This window comes from Aeromicrobium sp. (assembly GCF_014378035.1).
GTDB lineage: Bacteria > Actinomycetota > Actinomycetes > Propionibacteriales > Nocardioidaceae > Aeromicrobium.
In genome coordinates this window covers 1-20,234 of the sequence record NZ_JACMOM010000215.1, presented here as the reverse complement: position 1 = coordinate 20,234, position 20,234 = coordinate 1, and the positions used below count along the sequence as shown (strand labels likewise).

General features: G+C 67.6%; 20 protein-coding genes. 10 read left to right on the top strand and 10 right to left on the bottom strand.

Annotated elements, in window-relative coordinates; genetic code table 11:
- Positions 1–412: adenosylhomocysteinase (locus tag H7290_RS11220; protein WP_290514102.1), on the bottom strand; the 412-nt coding region annotated here is incomplete at its 3' end.
- 150 nt (positions 413–562) lie between these two features.
- Here H7290_RS11220 and H7290_RS11215 point away from each other — a divergent pair.
- Together H7290_RS11215 and mctP are read left to right on the top strand one after the other, a co-directional pair.
- Complete coding sequence (locus H7290_RS11215; RefSeq protein WP_290514101.1) at positions 563–835, top strand: DUF3311 domain-containing protein; 273 nt, start codon at positions 563–565, stop codon at positions 833–835.
- Entirely contained in the window at positions 832–2,502 is a 1,671-nt protein-coding gene (gene mctP / locus H7290_RS11210; RefSeq protein WP_290514100.1) for a monocarboxylate uptake permease MctP, read from the top strand. The genes H7290_RS11215 and mctP overlap by 4 nt, the downstream gene beginning before the upstream one ends.
- A gap of 102 nt (positions 2,503–2,604) precedes the next feature.
- Here the strand turns inward: mctP and H7290_RS11205 are convergent, their stop codons facing one another.
- From H7290_RS11205 to H7290_RS11190, 4 genes are all read right to left on the bottom strand, one after another.
- Positions 2,605–3,588, bottom strand: coding sequence for a cation diffusion facilitator family transporter (locus H7290_RS11205; RefSeq protein WP_290514099.1), 984 nt, complete (start codon positions 3,586–3,588; stop codon positions 2,605–2,607).
- Between the two features lie 34 nt (positions 3,589–3,622).
- Entirely contained in the window at positions 3,623–3,793 is a 171-nt protein-coding gene (locus H7290_RS11200; RefSeq protein WP_290514098.1) for a Trm112 family protein, read from the bottom strand.
- A gap of 108 nt (positions 3,794–3,901) precedes the next feature.
- On the bottom strand, positions 3,902–5,299 hold the full coding sequence (locus tag H7290_RS11195) for a phosphomannomutase/phosphoglucomutase (RefSeq protein WP_290514097.1): 1,398 nt from the start codon (positions 5,297–5,299) through the stop codon (positions 3,902–3,904).
- Positions 5,296–5,625, bottom strand: coding sequence for a DUF3499 domain-containing protein (locus tag H7290_RS11190; protein ID WP_290514096.1), 330 nt, complete (start codon positions 5,623–5,625; stop codon positions 5,296–5,298). The genes H7290_RS11195 and H7290_RS11190 overlap by 4 nt, the downstream gene beginning before the upstream one ends.
- Positions 5,626–5,673: 48 nt before the next feature.
- On the opposite strand from H7290_RS11190, the gene H7290_RS11185 reads away from it, so the two are divergent.
- Entirely contained in the window at positions 5,674–6,150 is a 477-nt protein-coding gene (locus H7290_RS11185) for a metallopeptidase family protein (RefSeq protein ID WP_290514095.1), read from the top strand.
- Positions 6,151–6,178: 28 nt separating this feature from the next.
- On the opposite strand, the gene H7290_RS11180 is transcribed toward H7290_RS11185, so the two are convergent.
- Genes H7290_RS11180 through H7290_RS11170 form a run of 3 tightly spaced genes read right to left on the bottom strand, consistent with a single transcriptional unit; the run spans position 6,179 to position 10,626 of the window.
- Positions 6,179–7,537 (bottom strand): DUF5719 family protein, encoded by a 1,359-nt coding sequence (locus H7290_RS11180; RefSeq protein ID WP_290514094.1) that lies wholly within the window; start codon positions 7,535–7,537, stop codon positions 6,179–6,181.
- Positions 7,534–10,335, bottom strand: coding sequence for a glycosyltransferase family 2 protein (locus tag H7290_RS11175; protein WP_290514093.1), 2,802 nt, complete (start codon positions 10,333–10,335; stop codon positions 7,534–7,536). Before H7290_RS11175 ends, H7290_RS11180 begins: the two co-directional genes overlap by 4 nt.
- A 36-nt stretch (positions 10,336–10,371) precedes the next feature.
- Complete coding sequence (locus H7290_RS11170) at positions 10,372–10,626, bottom strand: WhiB family transcriptional regulator (protein WP_290514092.1); 255 nt, start codon at positions 10,624–10,626, stop codon at positions 10,372–10,374.
- 131 nt (positions 10,627–10,757) lie between these two features.
- Here H7290_RS11170 and H7290_RS11165 point away from each other — a divergent pair, with 131 nt between their 5' ends.
- The 4 genes from H7290_RS11165 to H7290_RS11150 all read left to right on the top strand — a co-directional run bounded on the left by H7290_RS11165 (position 10,758) and on the right by H7290_RS11150 (position 14,036).
- Positions 10,758–11,534, top strand: coding sequence for a 2-phospho-L-lactate transferase CofD family protein (locus tag H7290_RS11165; protein WP_290514091.1), 777 nt, complete (start codon positions 10,758–10,760; stop codon positions 11,532–11,534).
- Positions 11,531–12,208, top strand: a complete 678-nt coding sequence (locus tag H7290_RS11160; RefSeq protein WP_290514090.1) for a TIGR03089 family protein — start codon at positions 11,531–11,533, stop codon at positions 12,206–12,208. Before H7290_RS11165 ends, H7290_RS11160 begins: the two co-directional genes overlap by 4 nt.
- Before the next feature lie 84 nt (positions 12,209–12,292).
- On the top strand, positions 12,293–13,183 hold the full coding sequence (locus H7290_RS11155; protein WP_290514089.1) for an ABC transporter permease: 891 nt from the start codon (positions 12,293–12,295) through the stop codon (positions 13,181–13,183).
- On the top strand, positions 13,173–14,036 hold the full coding sequence (locus H7290_RS11150; RefSeq protein ID WP_290514088.1) for an ABC transporter ATP-binding protein: 864 nt from the start codon (positions 13,173–13,175) through the stop codon (positions 14,034–14,036). The genes H7290_RS11155 and H7290_RS11150 overlap by 11 nt, the downstream gene beginning before the upstream one ends.
- Here the strand turns inward: H7290_RS11150 and H7290_RS11145 are convergent.
- Entirely contained in the window at positions 14,033–15,469 is a 1,437-nt protein-coding gene (locus H7290_RS11145) for an LCP family protein (protein WP_290514087.1), read from the bottom strand. The two genes, H7290_RS11150 and H7290_RS11145, sit on opposite strands and share 4 nt — an antisense overlap.
- 109 nt (positions 15,470–15,578) lie before the next feature.
- On the bottom strand, positions 15,579–17,015 hold the full coding sequence (locus H7290_RS11140) for an LCP family protein (protein ID WP_290514086.1): 1,437 nt from the start codon (positions 17,013–17,015) through the stop codon (positions 15,579–15,581).
- Between the two features lie 155 nt (positions 17,016–17,170).
- On the opposite strand from H7290_RS11140, the gene H7290_RS11135 reads away from it, so the two are divergent.
- Genes H7290_RS11135 through H7290_RS11125 form a run of 3 tightly spaced genes read left to right on the top strand, consistent with a single transcriptional unit; the run spans position 17,171 to position 20,120 of the window.
- Positions 17,171–18,283: an LCP family protein gene (locus H7290_RS11135; protein WP_290514085.1), complete on the top strand. Its 1,113-nt coding sequence runs from the start codon at positions 17,171–17,173 to the stop codon at positions 18,281–18,283.
- Between the two features lie 46 nt (positions 18,284–18,329).
- A complete protein-coding gene (gene dapD, locus H7290_RS11130) occupies positions 18,330–19,274 on the top strand; it encodes a 2,3,4,5-tetrahydropyridine-2,6-dicarboxylate N-succinyltransferase (RefSeq protein WP_290514084.1) in 945 nt (314 codons plus the stop codon).
- A 24-nt stretch (positions 19,275–19,298) separates the two neighbouring features.
- Positions 19,299–20,120 (top strand): hypothetical protein, encoded by an 822-nt coding sequence (locus H7290_RS11125; protein ID WP_290514083.1) that lies wholly within the window; start codon positions 19,299–19,301, stop codon positions 20,118–20,120.
- The last annotated feature ends 114 nt before the right edge of the window (positions 20,121–20,234 follow it).

Here is a 20,234-nt window from a genome sequence, read left to right as displayed (position 1 = left end):
CGTCGTCGAGGATCATGTTGGCGAACTCGCCGTTCGGCCAGATCAGGATCTGCTCGGCGAGGTCCCAGTACTCGCCGAGAGTCTCACCCTTCCATGCGAACACCGGGATGCCATTGGGCTCCTCGGCGGTGCCGTCGCGGCCGACGACGATGGCCGCCGCAGCGTGGTCCTGGGTCGAGAAGATGTTGCAGCTGGCCCAGCGGACATCCGCGCCGAGATCCACGAGGGTCTCGATCAGGACAGCTGTCTGGATGGTCATGTGCAGCGAGCCGGCGATCTTGGCTCCGGAGAGCGGCTTGCTCTTGCCGTAGCGCTCACGCATGGCCATGAGGCCCGGCATCTCGTGCTCAGCGAGGTTGATCTCGGCGCGACCGTAGGCGGCGAGAGAAAGGTCAGCGACGTTATAGTCCATGCCGCCGACTCTACCGGCGGGTAGACGATCACGCCGAATTGACCAGCCCTCGGCAGGGCCGCCCACCTCTCCCCGCAGCGCGTCCGGGCATACTGTGCCGAGATGTTGTGACAGGGGTCACGGCCTGATGGATCCGGGGGGATCGCCAACATGCCCGAACACATGCCGCCTCGACGGGGCCTGCTCGTCATAGCCGGAGCAGCCCTGGCCGTGGCCGTCATCCTGCCGCTGCTCGTCTCCACCTATGCCAGGACCGAGCCCGTGCTGGGCGGGGTCCCGTTCTTCTTCTGGTACCAGTTCGTCCTGGTGCTCGTCTCGGTCGTGCTCACGTCGCTGGCGTTGCGCCTCGTGCTGGCTCACGAACGCCAGCGGCGCGCGGCCGAGGGACTCAGCCACGATGGCAAGAAGAAGGGTGACCGGTGAACGACGTCGACCCGATTGCGCTGACTGTCTTCCTCTTCTTCTTCGGCCTCGTCACGGTGCTCGGGTTTGTCGCAGCCCGCTGGCGCAAGGTCGGGACGATGGACAACCTCGACGAGTGGGGGCTCGGCGGGCGCAGCTTCGGCACGTTCATCGCCTGGTTCCTGATCGGCGGCGACATCTACACCGCCTACACGTTCATCGCGGTGCCGGCCACCCTCTACGCCGGCAGCGTCACGGGCTTCTTCGCCGTGCCCTACACGATCATCCTCTACCCCATGATCTTCATCTTCTTGCCGCGGCTGTGGTCGGTCTCGCACCGCCGGTCGTACGTCACACCGGCAGACTTCGTGCACGGCCGGTTCGATTCCAAGTCGCTGTCGCTTGCCATCGCGTTCACCGGCATCCTGGCGACGCTGCCCTACATCGCGCTGCAGCTCGTGGGCATCCAGGCCGTCCTCGACGTCATCGGTCTCGGGGGTGGGGACAGCGCCGGATGGTTCCGCAAGGACCTCCCGCTCTTCGTCGCGTTCGCCGTCCTCGCCGCCTACACCTATTCGTCGGGCCTCCGTGCGCCAGCGCTCATTGCGTTCGTCAAGGACACGTTGATCTATCTCGTGATCATCGTCGCGGTGATCTACCTGCCCACGCAGCTTGGCGGCTGGAGCGGCATCTTCGACTCCGCGGGCAAGGCCTTCGACACGTTCAACGCCGACAAGGCCGACGCCATCGCCTCGGGCCAGGCGTCGGGCAAGGGGCTGATTCCCGAGCTCGGGGTGTCGCAATGGGCCTACGCCTCCCTGTCGCTCGGTTCGGCGCTGGCGTTGTTCATGTACCCGCACTCGGTCACCGCCGTGCTGTCGACGAAGAACCGCAACATCATCCGGCGCAACGCTGCCCTGCTGCCGGCCTACTCGTTCCTGCTCGGGCTCCTGGCACTGCTGGGGCTGGTCGCCATCGCCGCGGGTATCCAGGTCACGAATCCGCAGCTCGCGATCCCGCAGCTGTTCGAGCAGGAGTTCTCGCCGTGGTTCGCGGGCGTGGCGTTCGCAGCCATCGCGATCGGCGCCTTCGTGCCGGCCGCGATCATGTCGATCGCCGCGGCCAACCTGTGGACCCGCAACATCTACAAGGCCTACATCAATCCGGACGCGACAGACGCCCAGGAAGCCAAGCAGAGCAAGGTCGCGAGCCTGCTGGTGAAGTTCGGCGCCCTGATGTTCGTGCTGGCCCTCCCCAACGAATTCGCCATCAACCTGCAGCTGCTCGGTGGCATCTGGATCCTGCAGACGCTGCCCGCCATCGTGATCGGCCTCTACACGCGGTGGTTGCACCGGTACGCGCTGCTCTCGGGGTGGGCCGTCGGCATGATCTGGGGCACCATTGCGGCCTACAACAAAGAGGTCATCGGCGACCCGGGCTCACACTTCGGTGGGTCGGTCGGACCGCTGGAGGTGTTCGGTGTCGACCTCAGCCAGAACCTCATCTACTTCGGCATCACAGCGCTGGTGCTCAACCTGATCGTGGCCGTCGGTGGCACGTACGTGTTCCGTGCGCTCAACGTGTCGGCCGGCGACGACCACACGCATCCGAGTGACTACCTCGCCGATGCAGGCGACCCCGACGTCACCGAGGTGCTCGACCCGATCGCCACACCCCCCTACGCCTGACTCGCGCGCGGAAGCACCGCCCCCGACGAGGGAGGTGGGGCGGTCGCTGGCACAGCCCAGGACCCTCGGCCTCCGGCCCGTCTAGCCCTCTGGAGGAGGGAACTAGTGGGAAGGTGCCGTCGGGACTTCGGGGCGCGCGTCAGGCACGTGATCGGAGCGGAACACATCGGGCTCGAGGAACACCTGCTGGGCCATGGGTTCTGCAGCCCTGATGTTGCGTTCGGCCGCATCGATCACCGCCGCAACCTCCGCACCCGTCGCACCCGCATCGATGCCGATCTTGACCGCGACGAGCAGCTCCTCGGGAGCGATGTGCAGGGTCTTCATGTGGATGATCTGCGTCACGCCCGGGGTGCTCTCGATCGCCTCCCGCATCTGTGCGATCGACTTCCGGGTGGCCGATTCACCGATCAGCAGGCTCTTGACCTCGATCGCGAGGATGACCGCCACCACGATGAGAAGGACGCCGATGAACCCGGTGCCGCCGACGTCGAAGTAGGCGTTCTGGGTGATCAGCGAGAGCCCGACCGCCGTGAACGCGACGACGAGGCCGACCAGTGCGGCGAAGTCCTCCAGCAAGATGACCGGAAGCTCCGGTGCCTTGGCCCGGCGAATGAACGACCACCAGCCCTGCTCGCCGCGGACCTTGTTGCCCTCGATCAGCGCGGTGCGGAACGACAGCGACTCGAGCACGATTGCCACCGCGAGGACCCCGAGAGGGACGAGACGCCACTTGCTCTGGAGCGAGTCGCCCCCGTGGCCACCTTGGAGCTCGTGAAACTTGTGATAGGCCTCGTAGAGCGCGAACAGTCCACCGAGGCTGAACAGCACGATCGACACGATGAACGCATAGATGTAGCGCTCGCGTCCGTACCCGAACGGGTGCTCCTCGGAGGCCTCGCGCTGTGAGCGTTTGCCGCCCAGCAGCAGCAGGCCCTGATTTCCGGCATCAGCGAGCGAGTGGATGGACTCGGCCAGCATCGAGGAGAAGCCGGTCAGGAGAAAGGCGATGAACTTGGTGACCGCGATGCCGGTGTTGGCCAGGAGCGCCGCGACGACCGCCTTGGTGCCGCCTTCGGTCGACATCAGCAGGCCATGTCGGGCGCGCTGGAGGCCCTGGTCAAGAGAGTGCCCGCGCCTCGTCGACGAGCATCACGGGAATGTCGCGGCGAACGGGGTAGGCAAGGGCGCACGCGTTGCAGACGAGCTCGCTCGCCTCGTCGTCGACGAACAAGGTGGCCCGACACTGCGGGCACACGAGGATCTCAAGCAGGGCAGGATCAAGATTCATGCGCCCATCCTATGCGTGCCGTGCCGCGCGCCTCTGCCTCGTCTGCACGGCGTCCGCCCCCGTGGCGATCGTGGACGCTGAACCACCGCTGGCGACGAGACCGCCGAGCTAGGCGCGGATGATCGCCAGGACCTCGTCGCGCACTCGCGCCATGGTGGCGTCGTCATCACCCTCGACGTTGAGCCGCAGGAGCGGCTCGGTGTTCGACGCGCGCACGTTGAACCACCATGAGTCGCTCGTCACGGTCAGGCCGTCAAGGGTGTCCTGCGGCAGATCTGTGTAGACCCGCGCGAGCTCGGCGAGGACAGCGGGCGCGTCGTCGACCGTGCTGTTGATCTCACCGGAGGAGACATACCGCTCGTACTCGGCCATCAGGCCTGAGACCGTGCCGTCTGTCTCGGCCAGCGCCGCCATGACGTGCAGTGCCGCGATCATGCCGGAGTCGGCGAGGAAGAAGTCCTTGAAGTAGAAGTGTCCCGAGTGCTCGCCGCCGAAGACCGCGCCCGTGCGCGCCATCTCGGCCTTGATGAGCGAGTGGCCCACGGGGGTACGGACCGCGATGCCTCCATTCTCGGCGATGATCTCGGGCACGGCACGCGACGTGATGACGTTGTGAAGGATCGTCGCGCCCGGGGTGGTCACCAACGCGCGAGCGGCGATCAGCGCGGTGATGGCCGATGGCGACACGACGTCGCCGCGTTCGTCGACCACGAAGCACCGGTCAGCGTCGCCGTCGAAGGCCAGCCCGATGTCTGCGCCCACCTCGCGCACCTTGGTCTGGAGGTCGACCAGGGTGCTGTGATCGAGAGGGTTGGCGTCGTGGTTCGGGAAGGTGCCATCGAGCTCGAAGTACATCGGGGTGAGGTCGACGTTGAGCGTCGCGAACACCGAGGGAACAGTGTGCCCCGCCATGCCGTTGCCAGCGTCGGCGACGACCCGCAGGCGGCGAGCGGGCGGGACCGGGACGATCTCGTGCAGGTAAGCGGCGTAGCGACTGAGCGCGTCGAGCTCCCGGTAGGTGCCGGCGAGCGGTGCCGCCTGCACATCAGAATCGGTCAGGATGGACGTGGCCGTCTCAGCGATCGTCGACAGGCCACTGTCGTAGCCGATCGGTCGCGCGCCGGCTCGGCACAGCTTGATGCCGTTGTAAGCGGCGGGGTTGTGGCTCGCGGTGATCATCGCGCCGGGCAGATCGAGGTCTCCGGACGCGAAGTAGAGAAGGTCGGTGGAGGCCAGTCCTATGCCGATGACGTTGCCTCCGCGGGCACGCACCCCGTCGGAAAATGCTGCCACGAGGTCAGGTGAGGTGTCGCGCATGTCGTGACCGATGACGACCGTTCCTCCGCCCTCGACGGTGGCGCTGTCGACACCGGTCTCGAGCGCGAACGCCTCGCCGAGGGCACGCGTCAGCGTGGGGTCAAGCTGTTCGGGCGAGCGGCCGCGCACGTCGTACGCCTTCACCACCGCCTCCAGCCTGGGGTCGATGGTCGGCCGGGAAACGGTCACGAGTCGGGCCTCACGAGTCGGAGGGAGGGCGGACCGTCGGGGACCGGCGGCACCGGGCGACCCGCTTCGCGCACCGCGTCGGCGAGAGCGAGCAGATCATCGTGGTTGGGAGGCGCGGCGGCGGGGTCGGGCGCCAGCCGCAGGACGTTCCAACCCTGCGGCGCGGACATGCGGTCGGCATGGGCGACACAGAGGTCGTACGTGTGTGGTTCGGCGTAGGTGGCGAGCGGACCGAGCACCGCGGTCTGGTCTGCATAGACATAGGTCAGCGTCGCTACTGCCGTCTGGGAGCACGTCGAGCGCGTGCATCGTCTCACCACACCCACGAGGAGAGGCTAGCGGGCGGCGCCACGTCTGCGCGTTAGGCTCACCGGATGGATCGACCCGTCGGCGCAGACATCTCACGCTGGGAGGGGCTCATCAGCGGCCCACGGCCCGGGCGCATGCGTGATCGGCGGGGCCGCGGTCCGCGAGGACCCATGGCGCTGCCGGGCCCGCTCTCCCCCCGCAGCGTGCCGGCGCACCGCGCGCCGCGCGCGGCGTTCGACCGGCTGGTCGGCGACATCGTGGCGGCGCTCGACCACCACTTCGAGATCGAGTCCGACCACGTCGACCTCGTGGTGGAGGAAGCGCCCATGCTGCCACCGGAGTGGACCGACGAGGTGCCGCTCAGCATCCTCGTGCCCAGCGTGCGGGGTTCACGCGTCGTGCTGTTCCGCATGCCCATCACGCATCGCGGCGCTGGGAGTCGCGATGTGCTCGAGGACCTCGTGTGGTCGGTCATCCTCGACCGCCTGTCGGAGGTCTGGCACATCTCTCCGGACGATCTCGACCCGCGGAGGCCTGACTAGCGGGGGCGGACTGGCAGGAGCGACCGACTCATGAGACCGGGCGGACCTGTGGCCCGAGAGCCGTCAGCGGCGCCGCGGTCAGGGCGAGTGAGCTGATCCTCCCACCGCCCTCGACGTACGTCGCCGCCGCGACGATGTCGCCTCGTGGGCGCAGAACGATGTAGGCAACCCCCTTGGCCTTGAGCGCCTTCGCCGTGTCGACGTGCTGGGTGGTTCCGCCTTTGACCGTGACGGAGGCGGACGCGAGCGGCTTCATCGAGGCGTCGAACGCCTGCAACCGGGCGGTCGCCGTGCCCTTGGGTGCTGTCAGCACCAGATCAGGTGTCTTGATGCCCTTGCCCACGTCCACCGGCACGACGGCCGGTCCGGCCAGCGGCGGGACCGACTCGGCGTACGCGTAGTCCTTGGGGTCCGGAGCCATCCGCACGGTCGCAGAGACCGGTCTGTCTGACGTGAGCCGCAGCGCCTGGCTGCCCGAGCCAGCAGACCGGGGCACCACGATCTCGCGCTGCGATCCTGCCGGGACCTTGATCTTGGCGAGCCCCGACGGGGCGAAGGTGTTCTTCGGGCCGATCACCTGGGCGTCGACACGAGCCGTCTGCTTCCCCGGGTTGAGCAGCAGGAGGGTGCGTCCGACGGTTCCTTCGACGATCCCGCCGACGACCTGGCTGCGGCGAGGCGCGGAGGTGGCGGTGATCGGCTCGGTGCCACGGAAGGCCGAGGTCGACGAGTCGTTGACGACGGCTGAGAGGGAACCGCGACGCCGTTGGACGTGGATCGCGAGCTCGGCCTCGCCGGCGGCAAGGTCGGCGATCTCGATGCGTCGAACCGAGAAGGGCTTGACCACGATGCCGCCTGCATCGACAGCGTCGATGGGTCCCACCCGACCCCACAGGGAGAGGTCGACCGCTGCTGGCGAGTCGCCGAGGTTGGTGAGGATCAGGGTGGAGAAGTGTTTGGCACCAGATCCGAGGCCCAGCAGCCAGGCGTCGTCGACGACACCCGGGCAGCCACCCACGACGAGTCCGCCCCCACCTTGCTTCGTGGCGGTACCGGCGAAGAAACCGACGGCGCCGGACCTGGTGCCCTGCTGCTGCACGATGACTCCCTGCCCGTCGACGACGGAGTTGCGCCACGACTTCGCGTCCTGGAGCGCAGGGTCGGGCGCACCGCCCGGCGCGACCTTCGTGGTGGCCGACGTCCCGGCGGTGACCTGCCCGGCGGCGACAGAGATGGTCGAGCCTGCCGGGCACGCGTAGGACGACTGCGTGACGGCGACGGTCGTGGGTCGTCGGTCGCGCTCAGGCGTGGACGACGAGGCCATCATGGCGGCGACGACAAGGAGAGCCGCCACGAGCGGGAGAAGAGCGACGCGGATGTCCCTCATGCCGTCACCTCCTCCTCGTCGGAGGCCCCGAGCGGGTCAGGGACGTCGTCGCGTCGCCGGACCGGGGCGGTGAGCACGATGGCCACCAGCCACAACGATGCCTGCGCACCGATCAGGGGTCGGTGCCACCATGGTGTCGCGACTGTTTGCGGCCGCGGATCGACCGAGAGCGTCCAGACGCGCGAGCCCGGACGGTCGCTGCCGGCCGGCACGAGCTGGGGGGCCGCATCGATGCGGTTGGCCAGCGTGGGGTCGGCCGCCGGGGCATAGATCGCGTCGATGCCGGCCTTGCTGAGTGCCGAGACGTCGGCGGTGGTGGCCTTTGCGAGGATGCGGCGCACGACGGCGCTGAGGTCATCGGCACCGGAGGAGGAGACGGCGACCGCCTCCTGGCCGAGGTACGGCCCGTCGCCCGCGACCACGCGGAAGTCGACGCCGCGCGCGATGCTCCCCGTGACGACAAGAGTGTCACCCGGGCGCTCCGCCAGGAACACGGGCACGACCGAAGCGCGCCCGACATCGAGCGGGTCGGCTACTCCCCGGACGAGCCACCAAGCACCTGTGCCGATCGGAAGGACGAGAACGGCCACGACGAGGCCCGCCAGCACGGGACGCGGCACTGCGCGCGCGGCCGGCACGGCAAGCAGGACCGCGGTGGCCAGACCACCCATCCACAGCACCGTCGGGACACCGACCCACGGCGTGATGTCTGCGGGCCCGGACTGTGTCGAGTACGTCATCGTCGTGCCGGCCAGCGCCACACCGAGACCGAGAAGCGCGACGAGCCAGGCCAGCTGGACACCAGTGCGAGTGCTGCGCGGGATCAGAGCCGCCACGGCCAGGCCGAGGAGGCAGACGGTGAGCCACGACGGAGCTGCGCCCGGCCCGCCGGCTCGCCCGAGCACGACGTCCCACACAGTGGCGGAGCCGGGAATCGGGTAGCCGGCCTCCCACCAGGCCCGCCAGGGGCGGAGAGCGCGCTGGGCCAGCCACGGCCCAAGCAGGACGAGAGGGACCAGAGCAGAGATCACGAGGTGGCGCTGGACCCACCGGCCCTCGGCATACCAAAGGATCAGCAGACCTCCGAGGCTCAGCGCCAAGGTGATCGGGGCGAAGGCCGCCGCGAGCGAGATCCAGATGCCGAGACGCAGCCCCAGCTGCCAGCCGGGATCTTCGGCGAGCTGCCATGCCGTGTTGACGATGATCGGCAGCACGACGAGCGCCACGACCGTGCCGATTCGCCCCTGACTGACGGCGCCGACGGCCACGATGCACAGTGCGTAAGACACGGCCCAGACGATGCGGGCGATCCGGTCGTCGCTGATCAGCCGTCCCAGGCGGTGGGCGGAGAGTGCCGCCAGCGGCACCGCGAAGATCATCATGACCGTGATGACCAGGCCCGGGTGGAACCACACCGGGGTGGCAACGGCGGCGAGCGGCAGGGCGAAGATCGGCGCCAACGCCGAGCTGGCGAGCCCGACCTCGTGGCTCCCCTCGAACAGCAGCTGCCACCAGCCGCCGGCGCTGTCGGGCGAGGGCGGCAGGGCCCCACCGTGAAGGCCGCCACCGAGCAGTCCGCGCCCCGCGATGATCGACAGCACCACGAGTGCCAGGACCGTGGCCAGCCACGGACGGCGTTGCAGCAACGACGGCCCGTTCTCGAGGTCGACCGCCTCGTCAGGCGCCTGGTCGAGCGTCGTTGATCGCCTGCCGACGGTCTCGACCGCCTCGGGTCGCACGAGTGCGGCGACGGTGTCACGGAAGGCATCGAGCCCATGTTGGTAAGGCAGCCAGAACGGCGCAAAGAGGCCGCGGATCTGTCGGTGGGAGCGTCGAGCCGTCGCCGCACGAAGACGACGCGCACTGACGAGCCGGCCGGGGCGTAGGTAGACCGAGCGGAGGGCCAGGAGCTCGTCGCTCGCGGCCTCGGGGTCCTTGCCGATCAGCAGCCCGAGCACCCGCAGCAACGAGCCGAAGAACAAGCGGACGTACTGCCACATGAAACGAGGCATCGTCGTGTTGGCAAGGAGCGTGTAGAGCGCGGCCCGGCGCTGCTCCCAGTGAGGCACGTCACCGGCGGTGCGCACGCGAGTGCCACGCCGGCTCGACTCAGCGTGGAACAGGACGGCGGTCGGCGCCGTGACGGTGCGGTAGCCGGCCCGCGCCACACGCCACCCGAAGTCGATGTCGTCGAAGAACAGCGGGAGATGGGGATCGAACCCGTCGAGCTCGTCCCAGACGTCGCGGCGCACGAGCATGCCGGCGGTGTTCACGGCGAGGACGTCGCGCGGCCGGTCGTGCTGTCCCGCGTCTGGCTCGCCAGTCTCCAGACCCGTCTCGCGCGAGCCCGTGGCGGTCACGGTGAGGCCGACTTCGAGAAGTCGCCGCAACGAGGGCCACTCCCTGATCTTGGGTCCGACCACAGCGATGTCGGGAGCCGACGTGGCGGTGTCGAGGAGCCCCGCGAGGGTGCCCGGCAGCACTGAGGAGTCGTCGTGCAGCAGCCAGATCCAGTCGGTCCGTGGCATCGACTCGAGGCCGATGCGGACGGCGTCACCGAAGCCAGTTCCCGAGGGTGCGTAGGTGATGCGCCCCGCACCGAACGACTCGCGCAGCAGCTCACCGCTGCCATCGGTCGAGCTGACGTCAACAACCCCCCACACCGTGGGGGCCTGGAACATCTGGGTGAACGACGCCAAGGTCTTGGACAGCCAGCGGGCGCCATTGTGGGTGACGAGAACCGCGCCCACCGTCGGCGGATCGACGGGCCTTGGGAGCGTCGTTCCGTTCTCGTCCACGAAGAGTGAGCCTAGTAGACGAGTGGTGACGGGCTTTCAGGCCCGTTTCTTGAGCTTGCGGCGCTCACGCTCGGACAGACCGCCCCAGATGCCGAACCTCTCATCGTGCGCGAGAGCGTAGTCGAGGCATTCTCCGCGGACGTCGCACGTGAGGCACACTCGCTTGGCCTCACGCGTAGATCCGCCCTTCTCAGGGAAGAATGCCTCAGGGTCTGTCTGGGCGCAGAGAGCACGCTCCTGCCACATCAGTTCTTCGTCGAGCTCTTGCGGCGGGACCAGATCGAATGACATACATGAAATTACAGTCCTGTCACCCACCACAAGTCAAGCCGAATGGCAAGATTCATGAAAACTACGGCGTGTCGCCCGCCTGATGGACACCTGCGGGCGCGAGAGAACACCCGCCCGACAGAATGGGGTTCATGCGCATCACGCTGATAGTCGGGGCCGACGCCGCACCTTTTGCCCGCGGCCTTGCCGCCGGCCTCACGCCCGACGAGACCCTGACCGTGATCGCGCCGGTGGTTCGCGACCGGTGGCTGACCGGGCTCAAGTCCTGCCCCGATCTCGACGGGCTGCTCGGGGTCGGCGACGCGCCGCCCACCCACGGGGTCGCCGACGAGCTCGTGCATCTCGGCTACTCGCGCTCCACGCAGAGGCGGACCGACGCCGACATCGCCGTCCAGCTCATCCGCACCGAGCTCCTCGGAGCCGGATATTCGCTGACCGAGGCGACCGCCGCGACGGCCCGCCGACGTTCGCTGGGCTTCGCCCTGCTGCCGTCGAGCGACGATCGCGCCGAGCTGAACGTCGTGGTCGTCGGTGCCGATGGGCCCCATGCGATCCATGTGGAAGAGCTGCTGGAAGCGCCGGGTGATCATGACGTGCAGGACGTCGTCCTGGTCGCCGAGGCTTGGTCGGTCTCGTCTGCTGCCCGAGCCGATCTCGAGGCCACCGACCTGGTGGTCCTCGGCCCGAGCAGTCGAACCCTCGCGATCGACCCGGTCCTGCGGACACCCGGGCTCCTCGACCTGATCGACCCCTCGACCCCGGTGCTGGTGGTCCAACATCGCGACGAGGCTCCGCCGGCACTGATCCGTGCGGCAGGCCTGTCAGAACCAGACCCCGGATCACCCGAGACCGTCCCGGCCGAGGTGGCAGCGGTGCTCGCTCGGGCCCGGCAGCTGGCCGCATCATGATCCGGCCACTGACGACCCTCGACCGACTGCTCACAGCGCTCCCCGATCCATCGCAGCCGCTGCTCACCTATTACGACCTCTCGACCGGAGAGCGGGTCGAGCTCAGCGGCACCACGACGGCCAACTGGGTGGCCAAGACCAGCAACTTCCTCGTCGACGACCTCGATGCCTCTTGCGGCACACGAATCCGGATCGGGTTGCCGAGCCACTGGCTCACGACGGTGTGGATCCTCTCGGCGTGGAGCGTCGGCGCGGCGGTCGTCGAGTCGGACGCGGACATCGGGCTCAGCGGTCCCGACCTCAGAGCCACGGAGCCCATGCGCGTGGCGGCGTCGATGCGACCGCTCGGAGCCAGGTTCGCCACCGCCCCCGAAGGCTTTCTCGACGTCGGCGCCGAGGTTCCGGGGCACGGCGACCACTTCTCGGCGCTCGATCCGCCGGAGTCCTCGACGTTGGCATCCGACCTGGGCGGCGTCCGGCTCAGCCACGCCGACATCCTCGCAGCGGCTCGGCCGAACGCCGACCGCCTGCTCGTCACCCCCGGCACGACGGCCCGCGACGCCGACCTGATCGTGCAGGCCTGCCTGGCAGGGGGGTCCTTGGTCATCGTGTCCTCAGCCACACCCGAGGAGACCGCCCGCGTGGCAGCGCAGGAGGGCGCACTGCCGGGCTGATTCAATCCATTACACTCGACGTTGCCGAGCGGGCTGGGGTCTCGTCGGATCAGACCGTCTGAACAGTAGGGACAACAACACGACATGACAGCCGTCGAGAACGTGGCGCCCGAGGGCCTGATCAGGGTCGGTGGTCGGCCACCCCTGCGGGAGTACGTGTCCGAGGTCTGGCAGCGCCGGGTGTTCATCTACTCGATGGCCCGCTTCAAGATCGAGTCCGAGAACCAGCAGAACTCACTCGGCATGTTCTGGGTCATCCTCAAGCCGTTGCTCAACGCGCTGGTGTACGGCGCGATCTTCGGCTTCCTTCTCGCCGGGAGCCGGCCACCCCACTTCGTCGAGTTCCTCATCATCGGCGTCTTCGTGTTCGAGTTCTTCGCCAGCTCTTGGACGAGCGGCGGCAAGGCCATCACCAACAACGCGGCACTGGTGCAGAGCCTTGCCTTCCCACGCATGGTCCTGCCACTCGCCGCCGTGACCCAACGATTCCTGCAGTTCCTGCCGACCGTCGGCATCATGCTGGTGTTCCTGCTGATCAGCGGCACCCCTCCGCAGCTGCACTGGCTGCTGATCATCCCGTTGTTCGCCTTGTACTTTCTCTTCAACTGCGGCCTGGCCCTCGTCACCGCCCGCCTCTCTGTGCACTGGCGCGACCTCAACAACTTCCTGCCGTTCCTGACCCGGCTCATCTTCTACACGACGGGCATCTTCTTCAGCGTCGAGCAGCGGTTCGGGCCGAAGCCTGCGACGTCCACCACCCAGGCCACCGAAGGGCACCCGCTCCTCGTCAGCATCAGCAACTGGCAGCCCATCCACGAGTTCCTCAGTCTCACTCGTTCGTTGCTGCTCCAAGGGCCGACCTATGCGGTCAACGAGCAGTTCTGGCTACGCGCGGCGGCCTGGTCGATCGGTCTCTTCCTGTTCGGGGTCTGGTTCTTCTGGCGCGCCGAGGAAAGGTACGGCCGTGCCGACTGAGCCCCTCGAGCCCACCGCGTCAGCGCGACCCACCCCGGCCGAACAACCCACGCAGGTCCCCGATCCGCAGCAGGTCGAAGCCGACTCGAGTCCCCCGCCAGCGTCAGCAGGCCGCAAACCGGTCGTCGTCGTCGATGACGTGCACGTCGAGTACAAGGTCTTCGCCACCGGAAAGCGGCCCACCGCGGCCGATCGCAAGACCGTGCAGCTTCGAGGACGCGGCAAGCAGATGCGCACCGTCCACGCCCTACGAGGCGTGTCGTTCACGGCCTACGAGAACGACAGCATCGGCGTCATCGGCACCAACGGCTCCGGCAAGTCGACGCTCATGCGCGCCATCGTCGGCCTGACCCAGACCAGCAAGGGGGCGATCTACGCCTCGTCACGTCCCAGCCTCCTCGGCGTTGGTGCCGCGCTGATGAAGGACCTCTCGGGTGAGCGCAACATCATCCTGGGCGGCTTGGCCATGGGGTTCACGATGAAGGAGATCGAGCAGAACTACGAGGACATCGTGACGTTCTCAGGTCTCGACAAGTTCATCGACCTACCGATGCGTGCCTACTCCTCAGGCATGACGGCGAGGCTCAAGTTCGCACTGGCCAGCGTCCAGACCCACGACATCCTGATCGTCGACGAGGCCCTCGCGGTCGGCGACCGCAAGTTCCGTCAGCGCAGCGAGGCGCGCATACGTGAGATCCGCGACAACGCCGGAACGGTGTTCCTCGTGAGCCACTCGATGCAGTCGATCCTCGACACGTGCAGCCGGGTCATCTGGCTCGACCAGGGAACGCTCGTCATGGACGGCGAGCCGAACGACGTCATCAACGCCTACAACGACGAGCAGGACGCCTAGCAGGCAGCGTTCAGGTCGTCAGTGGTGTTGGCCTCGCGACCCGAGCTGTCCTTCTCCGGGGCTGTCGGGGTCGCGCTCTTCTTCGGCGCTGTCGCGGTCGTGCTGGGCATCTTCTCCGACGTGTTGATCGCCTTCTGCACGGCGGCCTGGATGGCGGGGAAGTCGGGCGTCACGGTGTCGAACTGCGGGGGCACGATCGACACCGTGTGGATCTTCTCGCCCCGTGACCTCAGCGCGAGGTCGGCGAACAGACCCAGCTCCCTCGCGGGGATGTTGGTGCTCAGGAGCTCCTTGCCCGACTTGGCGATCTTGGTCGCGTTGGTCAGGACCTTCGTCGGGCTGAGCTGGTCGACCATTGCCGCCATGAGGCACTTCTGACGGCCCATGCGGGTGTAGTCGTCGGACTGCACCCGGCTGCGCGCGTACCAGAGGGCCTTCTGGCCATTGAGCTTCTGATCGCCGGGCTCGATGTAGACATTCTTGTAGGCGTCGTCGTGACCGAACATCGCGATGCGGGTCTTGACGTTCATCCTGACGCCGCCCACCGCGTCGACGAGGCCCTTGAAGCCGTTGAGATTGACCATGACGTAGTAGTTGACCTTGAGGTCAGTGACGCCTTGCACCGCCTCGATCGTCGCGTCGAGCCCGGGATTCTTGCTGTTGGGGTAGAGATCAGGTCGCCCTGACGCCGTCACGTCGACGGCGTTCAGCAAACACTCGCTGCCGCAGTTGTAGCCATTGGGATAAAGAGTGCGCATCGGCGACCCCGCTGAGAACGGGACATTCTGAAGGTTGCGTGGGAGCGACACGAGGACAACCTTGCCGGTGTCGGTGTCGATGCTCGCGACGGTCAGCGAGTCGGGCCGCGCCCCCGTGCGATCGGCGCGGGCATCGGAGCCCACCAGCAGGATGTTGTAGCGGCCCTTGAGCGGTTCGGAGACCTTGGTCTCATGGAACACCTGCGTGACGGTGTCCCTCGAGACCTTGATGAGCTGCGAGGCATATGCCGTCGAGCCCGCAACCCCGGCGATGATGGCGAGGTTGAGCACCGTGACGATCACGGCTCGCGAGAATGTGAGGCGAAATGGCGAGGCGAGTCGCCAGGCGTCGACGAACAGCGCAACCCAGAGCACGACCGCGACCACCATGGCGGCCCTGACCATGACGAGGACGTCAGGATTGGTGAACCATCCGAGCACCTCGGCGCGGTCGGCGCGGTAGGTGTGGAGCGCGTACCCGCCGCCCACCAGGGCGGCGAGCCAGGTCAGCAACGCGAGCCAGCCGATGGCCTTGCGACCGACGGCGATCTGCGCCGAACCCGGGACCACGATCGTCAGGACGCCAAGGGTCAGGGCACGCCGGAAGCGGACTCGCGGCGAGTCGAGATGGCCGTCCGCGTAGCCGCGGCCCAAGATGCTCGCGCGATGCGACATATGTCCTCATGATGATGGTGCGGCCGACAGGATGACCAGTATCACCGACGCAGAGCGCGGACATTAACACGGCCGAGATCTCAGCGCCCGCTCAGGGCGCTGCACCCGCTCAGCAGGACGCGCTGAGGTCGGCCGTCTGGTTGGCCTTGCGCGGGTCCTTGGGATCGTCGTCCTTCTTCGGCATGGACAACTTCGCCTTGGTGATGCCGAACTTCGCGACCGCCTTGCCCTCTGCTTCGTCGACAGCCTTGCTGACGAGCCGCCGGACCTTGTCGAAGTCGGGGTTGCCGGTGAAGATCACCGGCGGGACGAGCGACACGGTCGAGACCTTCTGCGTCTTGGCCTTCAGAGCGAGGTCCATGAAGACGTCAAGGTCCTGCTGCGGGATGTTGGTGGTCAGCAGCGCCTTGCTGGACGTGGCGATCTTCTGCACGTTGAGCAACACCTTCCGTGGGCTGAGCTGGTGCAGCATGGCGTTCATGACGCACTTCTGACGGCCCATGCGGGAGAAGTCGTCGTTCTGCACACGGCTGCGGGAGTACCAGAGCACCTGGTCACCGTCGAGCTTGTGCGTACCCGCCTCGATCCAGCCGCGGATCGGCGAACCGATGCCGCCGATGGCAGTGCGCTGCTTGACGTCGATGGTCACGCCACCGACGGCGTCGACGAGCTTGGAGAAGCCGTGCATGTTGACGAGGGCGTGGTAGCTGAGCTTCAGGCCCGTGATCTCCTCGACGGCGCCCATCGTCGCGTCGATGCCCGGGTCCTTCTCGCTGAAGAGCGCGGCGTGGTCGTTGGCCCACGTGTTGACGCCGTTGAGCTCGCAACCTTCACAGTCGAAGCCTTTCGGGAACTGCTTGTGCATGACCGAGCCCTTGGGGAAGGGAATGTCCTGCAGGTTGCGGGGCAGCCCGATCAGCACCGTGCGGCCGGTCTCCTTGTCGATGCTCGCCACCGTCAGCGAGTCGGGTCGCAGTCCGCTGCGGTCGGGGCCGGAGTCGCCACCGAGGAGGAGGACGTTGTAGCGGCCCTGCGAGGGCTTCGCGACGGTCTCAGAAGCGAACACGGTGCCGATGAAAGAGCTCTGCACGCTGACGAGGTGGGCGGCGAAGAACAGGGTCCCTGCCGTGACGAAGCACAGCATGCCGTTGAGGCCGGTCATCCACAGGCGGTGGCGGCGGGCGAGCTCGAGCGGTCGGCCGAGGCGCCACGCATCGATCAGCAGGGCGACCCACGCGACAGCACCGGCGATCAGTACCCACCGTCCGAGAGTCAGCACCCGGGGGTCGGTCAGGAGTGAGAACAGTCCCGTGCGCGACGTCAGGGCGAGGAAGCCCAGGATCGCGGCCACCAGGAGGAGACCGAGCCACACGCGCACGGCGAAGCGTCCAACCCTCTTGTTGCCGTTCACCAGCTGAGCCGATCCGGGCATGACAAGCGTCATCGCCGTGAGGGTCAGGGCGCGGCGGAACTGGATGCGGGCCGAGGTATCGACCGGGTTGGCATAAGAGCCACCCAGCACACTCGGGCGAACGTCAGACGGCATGATGTCCTCACGGGGGAAAAGGCTGAGGCGGTCCTCAGTATCCCCACAACCCTCCAGCCGGGGTTGAGGGGCGCGCCGAGGACGTCGCGATTTTCCCGGCACCATCCGGGTTCGACTGCCCGGCTCCGCAGGGTTGGTCCGGTACGGTCGTGGGCATGTCAGATCAGCGTCCCGACGGCAGCTACGGATGGCTGTACGGCGAGGACAAACCCGCCGATGCCCCCCCGCGACCCGGCGCCTCCGATCTCCCCCCGGTCAACCTGCCGCCGCCAGGCGGCGGCCGACGCGGAGGCGAGGCGCCGCCCCGCTCCGGCAAGAGCCGCAAGGGCCGCCGCATCGCCGGCATCCTCGTGCTCGTCTGGATCATCTTCCTCGTGGCGGTCCCCATCTGGGCATGGGGCAAGATCGCCAAGGTCGATGCCTCCCCCGCCAGCGGGCGTCCTGACGACCAGCCCGGCACGACGTACCTCCTGGTCGGGTCTGACAGTCGTCGCGGCCTGACGAAGGCCGAGCAGAAGGATCTCTCCACTGGTGGCGACAGCGGCGGACGAGGCCGGACCGACACGATCATGCTGCTGCACACCGGCAGCGGACCCAGCGTCCTGCTGTCCGTCCCGCGCGACTCCAACGTCGAGATCCCCGGCTACGGCACCATGAAGATCAACGCCGCGTACGCCATCGGCGGGCCGAAGCTGCTCGTCCGCACCGTCGAGGCCAGCACCGACATCCGCGTCGACGACTACGTCGAGGTCGGGTTCGGCGGGCTCGTCAAGGTCGTCGACTCCCTCGGCGGCATCGAGATCTGTCCCAAGGAACGCATCAAGGACAAGGACTCGGGCCTGGACGTCCAGAAGGGTTGCCAGCAGGCGGATGGCAAGACGTCGCTCGCCTACTCGCGCAACCGGCACTCGTACGCGACGCAGGACATCCAGCGGGTCCAGAGCCAGCGGGAGGTGCTCGGCTCGATCGCCGGCAAGGTGAAGTCACCGTGGACCGTCCTTAACCCGTTCCGCTACGTCAGCGTCGCTCAGGGCGCGTCAGGCTCGTTGCGCATCGGTGACGATGTCGGGCCGATAGCGCTCGGCAAGTTTGCTCTCGCGTTGTCGTCGGCCATGTCGGGCAAGGGCCTCAACTGCACCGTTCCGCTGCGCGACCTGGCCGTCACGTGGGACCCGGACCGGGCACCCAGGATGTTCAACTACATCAAGACCGACCGTTCCGACCAGATCGGCTCGCTCTGCACCAAGGACGGCCTGCCCAAGCGTTGAGGCCCAGGATTCTTGGCGGGACGTGGCCACTCGATAGGTTGGTGACATGACACTTGTCGATCATCCCGGCGCCCACGCCTATGGCGTTGCCACGCTCACCGCCGACGGCACCGTGCTCGACGTCTGGTACCCCCGGCCCCGCCTCGGTGCCGTCCCCGAGAGTGACTCCGAGCCACCCGAGCTCAAAGCCCTCGAAGGGGACGACGAGATCCGGCAGACCCGGCAGATCGTGGTCCACACCACGATCGCCGACCTCCGGCAGCCGCCGACCGACGCTCTCGACGTCTACCTACGCCTGCACCTGCTGTCGCACCGCCTCGTCGCCCCCCACGGGCAGAATCTCGATGGCGTCTTCGGCCTCCTGACCAATGTCGTGTGGAGCTCGCTGGGGCCGTGCGCGGTCGCCGACTTCGAGGCGACCCGTACCCGAGCACGTGGTGCCGGCCTCCACGTACAGGTCACCAGCATCGACAAGTTTCCCCGCATGACCGACTACGTCGTCCCGTCGGGAGTCCGCATCGCCGACGCCGATCGGGTACGCCTCGGAGCACACCTCGCGGAGGGCACCACGGTGATGCACGAGGGGTTCGTCAACTTCAACGCGGGCACTCACGGCACCGCGATGGTCGAGGGCCGCATCTCGGCCGGCGTCACGGTGGGCAACGGGTCGGACGTCGGCGGTGGCGCTTCGATCATGGGCACGTTGTCCGGTGGCGGTGCGACGGTCATCAGCGTCGGCGACAACAGTCTCATCGGCGCCAATGCCGGCATCGGCATCTCGCTCGGCAACGACTGCGTCGTCGCGGCCGGCACCTACGTCACGGCGGGCTCCAAGGTCACGATGCCCGACGGCAGTGTCGTCAAGGCGTCCCAGCTGTCCGGCCAGGACGGCATCCTGTTCCTGATCGACAGCCAGTCAGGCACCCTCGAGGCGCGGCCGCGCGGAGAGCGGACGGGCATCGAGCTCAACTCCGCTCTGCACGCCAACTAGCGTCATCCTGACGTCTGGAGGCCGATGAAGTTCCGCTGGTTCGTGGTGCTGGGGCTGTTTGTCTCGATCGTGCTGGTGAGCACGGTCCTGCGCGACCGGACGCCGACCCGCAGTGAGTTCTGCGTCGCCGAGGTCGGGTCCGTGCGCACCCAGATCGATCTCGAGCAGGGGCGGTGGACAGCGCTGATGGCAGCCATGGCGCAACGTCGCGGGCTGCCTCCCCGCGCCACCACGATCGCGATCGCGACGGCCTTCCAGGAGTCCAAGATCCACAACATCGACTACGGCGACCGCGATTCCCTCGGGCTCTTCCAGCAGCGGCCGTCGCAGGGCTGGGGCACTGCCGCCCAGGTGCAGGACCCTCGCTACTCGATCGGGGCCTTCTACGACGCGCTGGTCAAGGTCAGGGGCTACGAGTCGATGGTCATCACCGACGCCGCGCAGAAGGTGCAGCGGTCGGGCCATCCCGGCGCCTACGCCCAGCACGAGGACTATGCCCGAGCGCTGGCGTCGGCACTGCGCGGCTTCAGTCCGGCGAAATTCACCTGTCAGGTCAACACCCGGGGCGGTGGGAGCATCACGAAGGTCACCGATGAGGTCGGTGCGTCATTCGGTGCCATCGACGTGACCACGACGGGCGACGACGCGTCGTACCCGCTGACCGGTCGTCGAGCCGACGTCAACGCGCGCGGGTGGGCGATCGCCCACTACCTCGTCGCCAATGCGTCGCACCTGGGCATCAATCGGATCGCCTTCGACCGTCACACCTGGCGGGCACCGTCGTCGCAGAAAGGTTGGACCGTGTCGCGGGCCCCAGGCGACACCGTCACCGTGTCGACCAACTGAACCCGTCCCCCGCCGCCCGTCCCCTGTACCCCGTACCTGCCGAGCGTCCCCGCTGAGTGTGACGTTTCTGTCGCTACATCGCCCGATCGAGCACAGAAACGTCACACTCAGCGG

Excerpts from the sequence above, each read along its gene's own strand:
- H7290_RS11215 (WP_290514101.1), top strand. The coding sequence starts at position 563 with ATGCCCGAACACATGCCGCCTCGACGGGGCCTGCTCGTCATAGCCGGA.
- H7290_RS11205 (WP_290514099.1), bottom strand. The coding sequence starts at position 3,588 with ATGTCGACCGAAGGCGGCACCAAGGCGGTCGTCGCGGCGCTCCTGGCC.
- H7290_RS11200 (WP_290514098.1), bottom strand. The coding sequence starts at position 3,793 with ATGAATCTTGATCCTGCCCTGCTTGAGATCCTCGTGTGCCCGCAGTGT.
- H7290_RS11185 (WP_290514095.1), top strand. The coding sequence starts at position 5,674 with ATGGATCGACCCGTCGGCGCAGACATCTCACGCTGGGAGGGGCTCATC.
- H7290_RS11180 (WP_290514094.1), bottom strand. The coding sequence starts at position 7,537 with ATGAGGGACATCCGCGTCGCTCTTCTCCCGCTCGTGGCGGCTCTCCTT.
- H7290_RS11170 (WP_290514092.1), bottom strand. The coding sequence starts at position 10,626 with ATGTCATTCGATCTGGTCCCGCCGCAAGAGCTCGACGAAGAACTGATG.
- H7290_RS11165 (WP_290514091.1), top strand. The coding sequence starts at position 10,758 with ATGCGCATCACGCTGATAGTCGGGGCCGACGCCGCACCTTTTGCCCGC.
- H7290_RS11160 (WP_290514090.1), top strand. The coding sequence starts at position 11,531 with ATGATCCGGCCACTGACGACCCTCGACCGACTGCTCACAGCGCTCCCC.
- H7290_RS11155 (WP_290514089.1), top strand. The coding sequence starts at position 12,293 with ATGACAGCCGTCGAGAACGTGGCGCCCGAGGGCCTGATCAGGGTCGGT.
- H7290_RS11145 (WP_290514087.1), bottom strand. The coding sequence starts at position 15,469 with ATGTCGCATCGCGCGAGCATCTTGGGCCGCGGCTACGCGGACGGCCAT.
- H7290_RS11140 (WP_290514086.1), bottom strand. The coding sequence starts at position 17,015 with ATGCCGTCTGACGTTCGCCCGAGTGTGCTGGGTGGCTCTTATGCCAAC.
- H7290_RS11135 (WP_290514085.1), top strand. The coding sequence starts at position 17,171 with ATGTCAGATCAGCGTCCCGACGGCAGCTACGGATGGCTGTACGGCGAG.
- dapD (WP_290514084.1), top strand. The coding sequence starts at position 18,330 with ATGACACTTGTCGATCATCCCGGCGCCCACGCCTATGGCGTTGCCACG.
- H7290_RS11125 (WP_290514083.1), top strand. The coding sequence starts at position 19,299 with ATGAAGTTCCGCTGGTTCGTGGTGCTGGGGCTGTTTGTCTCGATCGTG.